Origin of the sequence: Baaleninema simplex PCC 7105, assembly GCF_000332355.1 — a bacterium.
Taxonomy (GTDB): Bacteria; Cyanobacteriota; Cyanobacteriia; order Cyanobacteriales; family Geitlerinemataceae; genus Baaleninema; species Baaleninema simplex.
The window spans coordinates 2,924,302-2,934,017 of the sequence record NZ_KB235958.1 but is presented as its reverse complement, the minus strand read 5'-3'; the positions used below and the strand labels follow the sequence as shown (position 1 = coordinate 2,934,017).

7 protein-coding genes and 1 pseudogene are annotated in these 9,716 nt (G+C 46.9%); 4 read left to right on the top strand and 4 right to left on the bottom strand.

Annotated features, from left to right (window positions below; genetic code table 11):
- Positions 1 to 661 (top strand): annotated as a pseudogene (locus tag GEI7105_RS0115070) (hypothetical protein); the annotation flags it as partial.
- Here GEI7105_RS0115070 and dndC read toward each other — a convergent pair.
- Complete coding sequence (gene dndC / locus GEI7105_RS0115065) at positions 662 to 2,212, bottom strand: DNA phosphorothioation system sulfurtransferase DndC (RefSeq protein ID WP_026097682.1); 1,551 nt, start codon at positions 2,210 to 2,212, stop codon at positions 662 to 664.
- Positions 2,213 to 2,313: 101 nt separating this feature from the next.
- On the opposite strand from dndC, the gene GEI7105_RS0115060 reads away from it, so the two are divergent.
- Complete coding sequence (locus tag GEI7105_RS0115060) at positions 2,314 to 3,867, top strand: DGQHR domain-containing protein (RefSeq protein WP_017661271.1); 1,554 nt, start codon at positions 2,314 to 2,316, stop codon at positions 3,865 to 3,867.
- Here the strand turns inward: GEI7105_RS0115060 and GEI7105_RS0115055 are convergent.
- The 3 genes from GEI7105_RS0115055 to ctpA all read right to left on the bottom strand — a co-directional run bounded on the left by GEI7105_RS0115055 (position 3,864) and on the right by ctpA (position 7,640).
- Positions 3,864 to 5,069: a DGQHR domain-containing protein gene (locus GEI7105_RS0115055; RefSeq protein WP_017661270.1), complete on the bottom strand. Its 1,206-nt coding sequence runs from the start codon at positions 5,067 to 5,069 to the stop codon at positions 3,864 to 3,866. The two genes, GEI7105_RS0115060 and GEI7105_RS0115055, sit on opposite strands and share 4 nt — an antisense overlap.
- Positions 5,070 to 5,102: 33 nt before the next feature.
- The gene (locus tag GEI7105_RS0115050) at positions 5,103 to 5,915 is read right to left on the bottom strand and encodes an HNH endonuclease (RefSeq protein WP_017661269.1); all 813 of its coding nucleotides are present in this window, start codon (positions 5,913 to 5,915) and stop codon (positions 5,103 to 5,105) included.
- A 480-nt stretch (positions 5,916 to 6,395) separates the two neighbouring features.
- Positions 6,396 to 7,640: a carboxyl-terminal processing protease CtpA gene (gene ctpA / locus GEI7105_RS0115045; RefSeq protein ID WP_017661268.1), complete on the bottom strand. Its 1,245-nt coding sequence runs from the start codon at positions 7,638 to 7,640 to the stop codon at positions 6,396 to 6,398.
- A 347-nt stretch (positions 7,641 to 7,987) separates the two neighbouring features.
- On the opposite strand from ctpA, the gene petB reads away from it, so the two are divergent.
- A complete protein-coding gene (petB, locus tag GEI7105_RS0115040; protein ID WP_017661267.1) occupies positions 7,988 to 8,656 on the top strand; it encodes a cytochrome b6 in 669 nt (222 codons plus the stop codon).
- Between the two features lie 129 nt (positions 8,657 to 8,785).
- Positions 8,786 to 9,268, top strand: coding sequence for a cytochrome b6-f complex subunit IV (gene petD / locus GEI7105_RS0115035; protein ID WP_026097681.1), 483 nt, complete (start codon positions 8,786 to 8,788; stop codon positions 9,266 to 9,268).
- Positions 9,269 to 9,716 lie beyond the last annotated feature (448 nt).

Here is a 9,716-nt window from a genome sequence, read left to right as displayed (position 1 = left end):
CCTCTTTTTCGGGTTCTCGAAGCCACGTCAAGACTCCTCTAAGCCTTACACCGTAAGCTTTTCACTTCTTTTCAGCAAGCCCTATTTAGAAGGGGATTTGCGCTGTTTCGGTCATTTCCTCGAGGGACGCTATACGGTGTCTGAGTGCGAACGCTGTCATTTACCGATTCCGGCGTCTTACGGTGTCGCTTACGACGCTCCCGAATGTGCGTTGTGCGATGAAGAATGTCCGGTGAAGGCGCAGGAGTCGGGACGGGAATTTCCGATGACGAACGTTGTGGCGGTGGGGGATGCGCCATCGAACCCTTGGGAGAGCGATCGCTTTTTCGAGAAAAACTGCTTTGACGTAACGTTCGTTGAAGAACCGGCGGAGATTTTGGCGCAGCGACTTCAGAAGAAAATCGATGTGGTGATGATTCGATCGCACCTGTCGGAAACGGAGGGGGTAAGCTGGGCGAAGGAACTGCGAGAACATCCGAGTCTGACGAAGACACCGATCGTTGCGTTGAGCGATCGCGCAGGATACGGACTCCCCTGGTTAGAGCATTCCCTCGATCTTGAGGATTATTTGTTACCACCACTGAACGGGGAACATTTGGTGCGTCACTTACAGCGACAGCGGCGATCGTACAAGTGTCTGTTGCACTGGTTTCCCCGTTAGCTACTCCTCCAAGTCGGCGTTGCTGAATTTGACATCGGCCCACGTCAGTTGTTTGATTTTCGCCACGTCGCCAACTTTGGCGGCTTCTTGGAGATCTCGTTTGCGATGTGCGTTGGCGATCGCTTCTTCCTTCGTCGCGGAACTCGTCTCGAAGCATTTTTCGAGAGCCTTGTAGATTCCCGAACGGCGAATTTTGGTGTGGAACTGGCGTTCGGTGTCGAGGAGTTTCGCCATCAGTTCCAGGTACATCGCATCGCCGTCGGTGAGTTCTTCGAGGAGGTTCCACTCGTCGAGTCCCAGGAGTCGCTGTTCTGCGCCGGGACGGGGATCGATGAAGGGTTCTCCGGTAATTTCTTGGTAGATACGGGGAAGGCTGTCGTCGAATTCGTGTCTTTCTTCGAGCCAGATTCGGCGAATTTCGCTGAGTTCTTCGGTGGTGATGAGGGTGATATCGCCCATATCTGGAGGAGCATTTCGACGAACTTCAGCTTGAGTCTCTAAAATGCGACGTAACCAATATTCTCGCCCTGTTTTGGTAAACGGACCGGGAATAGGTTCGATAGAAATCGATCCATCAAGGTTACGTTCGTAAAGCTGAACTTTTCCATTACGGCGACGGAAATCTCGGCGTTCCCGACTTTCTGGTGAATCCAGTTCAGCACGAAGATCGAGCAACGGTTGCAACCATGATTTTTCTTCATCATTGCGAATCATAGCCGCGAGAGATTTGTCTTGACTGACAAGCGTACAGACCCAACAACCAAAGCGAGAACTACCACAGCTTGGGGTGGTTGTATCGACCACTAGAGGACATTCATTGTCAGCACTAGCGCCCCGATACATACTCAAGAGATCTTTGTTACTATAGCCCCAGGGATTTTCCCATTGCATTAAGAAAATCCAAACCTCATCATTTTGCCAATCCTCAATAGGGCTGTAAACTAACGAATTGGGCAAATTCATATTTGGGCTAAGGCGATCGCGGACTCGACGTGCTTCAAACTCTTCCATTCGCTTAGCACGTTTTGTACTTTCTGCTTTTCGGATGCCTAATACTAAAATTGCCTCGCCACTTTTACGAATAACCTCTCGAATAAAATGGTTGGATGGCTTTATTTTTAAGCGTTCCGTACACCACCTAAACTTCCCTTTAGGAGCAGGGTATCCTTTCCCAATCAAGCCTACCCAAAACGTTTCTTTAAGTTCAGGATGTAAAAGGTGAGTTGTAAATGGTAAACTTTGCTCTTTAGCCTCTACGTCAATCTTTTGCAAAGATTTTTTTACCCATGCAGAAACGATTGGATTTTCAACTAAAGTGTCAGTAGTGATTATATGAATTGTCTTTTTGCGTTTTTGAGGTGGAAGCTTAGAAATGGCATTCCAGATCAACTGGAGAGTAGCAGTGCTATCTTTGCCTCCGGAATAGCCAATCACCCACGGTATTTCATCTAAACAATATAAATTTTGAATTTCTTGGATTAAAACTTCAATATCTTGAACTAACTCGTCGATACTGCGATTTTTAGATGTCAAAGATTTCGTGATTGTCATACTATTTTGTCGAGATGACGGTCAAGATACTCCGATCGGCAGCAAAACCTGTGTCAGCCGTGAGTTAAAATAATCTACTCTATCAGCTTACGCATTTTCCCATGACGCCTGCAAGCGAAACCCGAAAAATTGCCGCTTTACTGAAACCGTACCTCGATCGCGACGAAACGTTTCTCGTTCAAACGACTCAAATGGGAGAGACCGAGGCGTATATCGGTTCGGTAACGTTATCATGGCTGGCCAACCGGGTAGAATTCGCATCGCAACTTCCCCTGTTTCAAGGAAAACTCGATCCCAAAACGGGAAACGTCCAACCCGGGGCCGAAACGGTAGACGAGTTATACCAACGTCCCCTAGATTGGTCGAGACAAGCGCCACTGACGCAATATCTGGCGGCGCGAACCGATCGCAAATTTCCGCCGTTGCTGTTAGTCGTGAGTCCGCCGTGGGTGGACAATCCGCGATCGGTGGGTTGGGACGAAAACGGACGCGCCAGACAATCGGCGGTTGAATTTGTTCCCCTCGACAGCGATCGCCGAGTCGGACTCCTCGACCTGTCTTCTACTGTATCGGTCTTTGCCCTCGACGGACAACATCGTCTCATGGGAGTTCGGGGATTGATGGAACTTCTCGAAACGGGAACCCTGCAACCCCTCACGAAAGCAAAGAAACCCACAGGAAAAGCGTTAACCCTTGAGGAAATCGCGCAAGCAGTCGGAAAAACCCCCAGTCAACTGCGGGAGTTAGCCGACGAAACCCTCGGAGTGGAACTGATTCCCGCCGTTGTGAAAGGGGAAACGCGGGAAGAGGCGCGGCGACGGATTCGATCGATCTTCGTTCACGTGAACCTGATGGCGGTTAAACTCAGCAAAGGACAGGTGACGCTACTCAACGAAGATGATGGATTCGCGATTATCACCCGTCAAATTGCAGTGACTCATCCGATGCTGCGTCAAGAGGCGGAACGACTCCCTCGGGTTAACTGGGATGGCGCGTCGGTGTCGGCGAAATCCACCGTTTTAACCACGCTTCAGGCGTTAAAAGATATGACGGTGGGGTATCTCGGCGATCGCTTTCCCCACTGGAAACCGCTAAAATCGGGGACGATTCCCCAACGTCCCACCGTTGACGAACTCGCCGACGGTTTAGCGGAGTTGATGCGGTTGTGGGATGGCTTGGCGACGCTTCCGAGTTATCGCAAGTTAGAGGCGGGATTGGAGACGCCGACGTTGCGACGGTTGAGTTTTGAAGCCGATGGCGGCGAGGGAAACATCCTGTTTCGTCCCGTCGGACAAGTGGCGTTAGCGCAAGCTTTGGGAACTGCTATTTTTCGCAAACGCCTTCCGCTGATAGAAGTGTTTGATAAACTGCGCCAGTTTGACGACGAAGGTAGGTTTAGGGGAATTGAGAACCCCGAATCAATTTGGTATGGGGTGTTTTACGATCCCAACAAACGCCGAATTCGCGTCGCCGGACGGGATTTAGCGGCGAAACTGTTGCTGTATCTCCTCGGTGGGATGACGGAACCGATGGAGTTAGCGGAGTTGCGAATGGCGGTGGCGAAGGCGAGAACCTTTGAAAATCGAGCGGTGAGTTTTCAAGGTCGTTTTGTGAAGCCGAGAGAGGTGGGGTTGCCAGAATGTTTATTTCATTAATCTAATTTAGGCAGCTCTAAGTTATCTGACCACGCTCGTTTTTTTGCCTTGGCATTACTGCTCATGGTCTTTAAATCTTCTTTTATCAGTTCACGGACATTGGAATTGTCTTGAACTTTAATAGACCATTCAGATATCCAGAACGATCTAGGTATATTTTTAAGTAAGCGTTCAACTTCTCCTTCAACTGACTCGGGATCGTAAATATCTATATAGTCCATCGGCCACAAGTACTGTATATAGTCTACTATATATTCATTTAATGCATTGACACTAACTTTCTTCATTAGCTTGTTGTCTTCACCCCATAATTCAGGATAGACTTTCTGAACAGCTTTCCAAATTGAGTAAAAAAACTCCCTTAAAGAATCCTCATCATTCTCCAAAACATCAAATATTTTTCTGATATATCTAAAGCATTGTTCTATAGCTGTAATTGGCACAAGATGCTTACCTTCCTGGTCATCTCGATTATAGCTCCAATCTAATAAATGATAAAATGGGCTATCAGAGGAATCATTTACATGCTTTAGAGTAGATGGAGCATTCCCATAAGTAATTGATACAGCAGCAAGTCGTTTCTCAAGTTCAGGAGTATCAAAGTCAGCCAAAATAGACTTTATATTTTCTGTGGATACTGAAACCGCCTTTTTGTTGATCACTACGAATTGAAAGGCTTGTTCCTGTAGAGTTGCATCGATCAGACCAACAATTACGATAGGAACATTTTCATTTTGATAAGCAGATATTCCATATAAGCGATGCTGACCATCAACAATCAAAGCAGGCTTTTCATAATCTGGCTGATCGTCAAAAAAGCTGAATTCTAAAAAACCAAATTCAAAATCCTCTTCACACTCATTAAAAAAAGAGTCGTCTAAGAATATTTTATTTGCCTTAAATTTTTCTTTTTCGAGGATTTTATTGATCGGCGTAAATCTTGCTTTATTTTCTTCAAAAGCAAGTAGAATGCTGTTGGGAATCGTATTAATAGATGAAGCATCTAAAAAATTAAAAACTGATTTAATTCGAGCAGGTTTTGCAACTCTTTGAGAACCTTTTTCCTCTTCCTTGATTCTACGAATCCCAGCCCACTGTTTTACATCTTTTGCTTTGGCAACAAACACAAAGAAAGGAACAGTTTTGGAATCTTTTCTCTGCCTTAGAAGAATCCCAAAGTATCTTTTTGAGATTTTCGTCATTTTTACATCCTTGACTTTTGGTTAAGCGCTTTTTTAGCCTGGATAATGTTTCTCACAGTATGCACTAATATTTAGAAAGTGCCAAGTATCATCAGGATCGTCTCGGTATAGTTTTAATTCCCCTACTTGTGAAGCGGGCCGATCGCAAATCACACATTTATATTCATTTTTAGACCAAAGAGCTATTCTATAAAGCCTATTCATTTCTTTCATAAAGCTATCTTCATTATTGTTGCTAACCAAAGAAATTTCTTCATAATGAAAATCACTAAAATCTATATAATCTTTTTTGTTTTGATTGCATTGATGGCAAGCTATTTTTAGGTTTACATAGTCGCTCCATCCACCCAAATTTTGAGGCCAAAGGTGTTCGATCTCTGGTGAGTTATATTGACAACTAGATTCAAAATCGATTTCACATCCACAGATATAGCAATTCAAGTTTTGGTCAATTGCTTGCCGCCTAATTGACTGTTTTCGCTTAGGCTTGACTTCTCTATTCTTGGCTTCTATACATTGACGAAGCAACGCATGAATTTTTTCCCGATCTCGATCTTTTAACAACCGAAGATTATCTTTTAAGTATTCCCTAAGTTTAACAAAAAACTTAGTATTTGGCTGATTTTTATATTTACGATCAAGAAATGCAGCCGCAGTTATTAATCGACGCACCGCATAATTGATGGCACTCTTGTACATCAAATGTGCAAGCTCTCCATCTTCACCAAATAAGCCATCCAATTTATAAGCGAACGCCTCTTGTTTAGGAGGATCTTGCGGATAGAGCTCTTCCAAGAAAGCCTGGAGTTCCTGCCCAGGGTTTAACTCGTATTCTCTTTCTTTCACGGCTATCAGTACTTAAGCGCGAACCGATCCCACTATACTTAGAGGAGATTTTAGTTTCTTCCGAAGTTACCATGCAATAAATCAGTTAAACCCTTATATAGTCGATATAGTCGAACTTTCCGCTCAAACTTATAAAAAGGGGGCTGAAATCGCGAAATTCCCTTCCAGATGGAGACTACAGGCATTTACTGTACATACTCACTTCGGAAGAACCATATCCTACAAACATATCATACTTCCAGAGTATTCAGCAATGTGTTGAAGCAATAAAAGTAACAGAACCACTCCAATCTTGGTGTGTAAGTCTGGATCGCTTATATCTGAAAGCGATCTCCAACTTACTTGTATTGACTTAAGCTCGACTCTGTAAAAGTTTTAGCGATTTTTTGTGCTGTAAGTTCAGCAGGACTCATCACCAGGGATCTTGTACCATACAAAACACGTTTGAAAATTTACTGCTCGAAGCCTCCATCAGTTGATCTACCCTGCTTTCGCCATCACTCCCGACTCAGTCAACAACTCAACCGCCGTCTGATAAGGTCGATCGCTCTCGGTTCCCACCTCATTACGCTGAATCGGATTCTGTTTCACCACGAAATCCGGCATAATTCCTAACTTATTAATATCCTTGTGATTCGGCGTTTCGTACTTCGCCACTGTCACCGCCAACCCAGAATCGTCCGACAAATCGAACAGTGACTGAATCAAGCCTTTCCCAAACGTCCGTTCGCCAACTAACTTGGCGCGTCCGTTATCCTGCAACGCACCGGCTAAAATCTCACTTGCACTCGCCGTTCCTGGGTTCACTAACACCACCAACGGCGCGTCCGTCAACGCTTCGTGTCCGGCGTCAAAACTGCCTAAAATCGATTGTCGGTTCACTGTGTAAACGATGGTGGAATCGTTCAACCACAATCGCGCCACTTCAATCCCAGCTTGCAACAAGCCACCGGGATTATTTCGCAAATCCAAGACGAAAGCATCTGCACCCTCGTTTTCCAAAGATGCGATCGCCTCTGCCATTTCCTCAGCAGCGTTGGCGCTAAACTGCGTCAAGCGAATATAACCGATTTGCGTATTGGGTGAATTCTCCACCGTCCGCAAATCCGCCATTACCGGATGCAGCGCAATGCGATCGCGCACTAACGCGATATCCTCGATCGCACCCCCGTCGAACCGTTCCACTTGCAACGTTACCTCAGTTCCCACAGGGCCCCGCATTCGTCCGGCGGCTTCGTCCAACGTCAGCGACTCCGTAGACACGCCGTCGATGGCTAAAATGACATCACCCGGTTGAATTCCCGCCAAATCCGCAGGCGCACCCGCAATCGGCGCGATCGCCTTCAACTGTTTCGTATCGGCGTCGATAGCGATTTGCAACCCTACCCCCGTCAACTCACCCGCCGTATTCACCTGAAGGTTACGATAGCGATCGGGACGCAACAACCGCGTAAACGGATCGTCGAGTTTCGCCAACATCTCCTCGATCGCCTCGTAAGCGTCCTCGCGAGTTCGCAGCGGCGATCGCAACGCCTGCTGTCGCACTTTCCACCAATTTTCACCGTTAAACGTCTCGTCGATATAGGCGCGGTTGACCACACGCCAAACCTCCGACACTAACCGCTGTTCTTCAGTCAGTGCCAAAGCTGGCGGCGTCCATCCCAACCACCCCAACACCATCAACATCACGGGGACGAGTGCGAACCAGAACGCGCGTTTTTGCATGAGACCTAGCTAACAAACCTTAAAATGACAACTGTTTTTAATAAAAATTAACACAAATTCAGGATCGATATTGGCATTAGCTTAGCGTATGCCATCACGGTCGCAACGATCGTTCTGCCCGACTTCCTAAGCTGTGTTACATTTTTTTATAGGTTTCTGTGCCGTGGAGTACCCCATTCGCTCGATCCCCGCGATCGAGAAGTTGACTGCAACGTTGCGCGAGATCGGTCAAGTCAACCACTCCACCCCATTTCACAAACCCCCCTACCGCACAACACCCGCCGCGACATCTCACCGAGCTGTCGTGGTACACTTCACAAACCGAAACATTCCAACACACTGGCTTTATGTTCTCTAAGGAAGTCACTGAATCGAAAGCCTACAAGTGGTTTGACGAGCGTCTGGAAATTCAGGCGATCGCCGACGATATCACTGACAAATACGTTCCGCCCCACGTTAACATTTTCTACTGCTTGGGGGGAATCACCCTCGTATGCTTCCTGATCCAGTTTGCCACTGGATTTGCCATGACCTTCTACTACAAACCGACGGTCACAGAAGCATACTCCTCTATTCAATACCTAATGACCGAAGTGAACTTCGGTTGGCTCATCCGTTCCATCCACCGCTGGTCTGCCAGCATGATGGTACTGATGATGATCCTGCACGTATTCCGCGTTTACCTGACCGGCGGTTTCAAAAAACCCCGCGAACTGACCTGGGTTACGGGTGTAGTTCTGGCGGTGATCACCGTCTCCTTCGGCGTGACCGGCTACTCCCTACCTTGGGACCAAGTGGGTTACTGGGCCGTGAAAATCGTCAGCGGCGTTCCCGAAGCGATTCCCGTCGTCGGTAGCTTCATGGTGGAAATGCTACGGGGTGGAACCAGCGTCGGCCAAGCCACGCTGACTCGCTTCTACAGCCTGCACACCTTCGTTCTGCCTTGGCTGATCGCCGTGTTCATGCTGCTGCACTTCTTAATGATTCGCAAACAAGGGATCTCCGGTCCGTTGTAAAGCCGAATCGATTCCGAAGCCTTTCAATTTAGGGAGGTTTGTTAAACTATCCCTAACCTAAGAAATCTCGATCGGAATTTTTGATAGTTTCCTTACCGCTGTCCTCGCAGAAGGAGAACACAGTTTACAATGTCCACCCTTAAAAAGCCGGATCTTAGCGATCCTAAGTTGCGAGCGAAACTCGCCAAAGGCATGGGTCACAACTACTACGGCGAACCCGCCTGGCCCAACGACCTGCTGTACGTGTTCCCGGTGGTTATCCTCGGAACCATCGCTTGTGTCGTCGGGTTAGCCGTTCTCGACCCTGCAATGATTGGCGAACCCGCCGATCCTTTCGCGACGCCGTTGGAAATTCTGCCGGAATGGTATCTCTATCCGGTGTTCCAAATCCTTCGTATCGTTCCGAACAAACTCTTGGGGATTACCCTGCAAACGCTGGTTCCCCTCGGCTTGATGACGATTCCGTTCATCGAAAGCGTCAACAAGTTTCAAAACCCCTTCCGCCGTCCGGTAGCGACGACCGTTTTCATGTTCGGTACAGTCGTTACGCTGTGGCTGGGAATTGGTGCCACGTTCCCCCTCGATAAATCTCTGACTTTGGGCCTGTTCTAAATCGGTCTTGAGTTCGGAAGGACTTATCGGAAACTCAACGCCTGCCCGAACTGTCGAACGGTAGAAGTGCTGTAATTACGACAGTTTGGACGGGCGTAAACTTTGTTTATTTATATTTGTTTGGCTAATCTCGAAAAATTTATAATTTCTCTGTGTTTCTTTCATAAAATCAGACGACAGAAACCGTTTTAAAATAGAGCTTGAGAACTCAAGGTTGAGAAGTTGCGCTTCAGATCCCCGGCATTTCAAGATGCCGGGGATCTTATACGAAAAGGAGCGATCGAGAATTTTGCTGCCCAATCTAAATATTTTAGAGGTTTTCAGAGAATCGATGAGAATTGACGCTCTGTATTTTAAATTTAAAACGACTCAAATAGTAGAATTTAAGCCCACATTCCGCACTTCAACTTGTAGTACGCCAAGTAGCACGAGAAGGGGATGAAATTAG

What these genes read in the sequence shown, in the direction of transcription:
- dndC (WP_026097682.1), bottom strand. Translation starts at nt 2,212, where the DNA reads ATGACAATCACGAAATCTTTGACATCTAAAAATCGCAGTATCGACGAG.
- GEI7105_RS0115060 (WP_017661271.1), top strand. Translation starts at nt 2,314, where the DNA reads ATGACGCCTGCAAGCGAAACCCGAAAAATTGCCGCTTTACTGAAACCG.
- GEI7105_RS0115055 (WP_017661270.1), bottom strand. Translation starts at nt 5,069, where the DNA reads ATGACGAAAATCTCAAAAAGATACTTTGGGATTCTTCTAAGGCAGAGA.
- ctpA (WP_017661268.1), bottom strand. Translation starts at nt 7,640, where the DNA reads ATGCAAAAACGCGCGTTCTGGTTCGCACTCGTCCCCGTGATGTTGATG.
- petB (WP_017661267.1), top strand. Translation starts at nt 7,988, where the DNA reads ATGTTCTCTAAGGAAGTCACTGAATCGAAAGCCTACAAGTGGTTTGAC.
- petD (WP_026097681.1), top strand. Translation starts at nt 8,786, where the DNA reads ATGTCCACCCTTAAAAAGCCGGATCTTAGCGATCCTAAGTTGCGAGCG.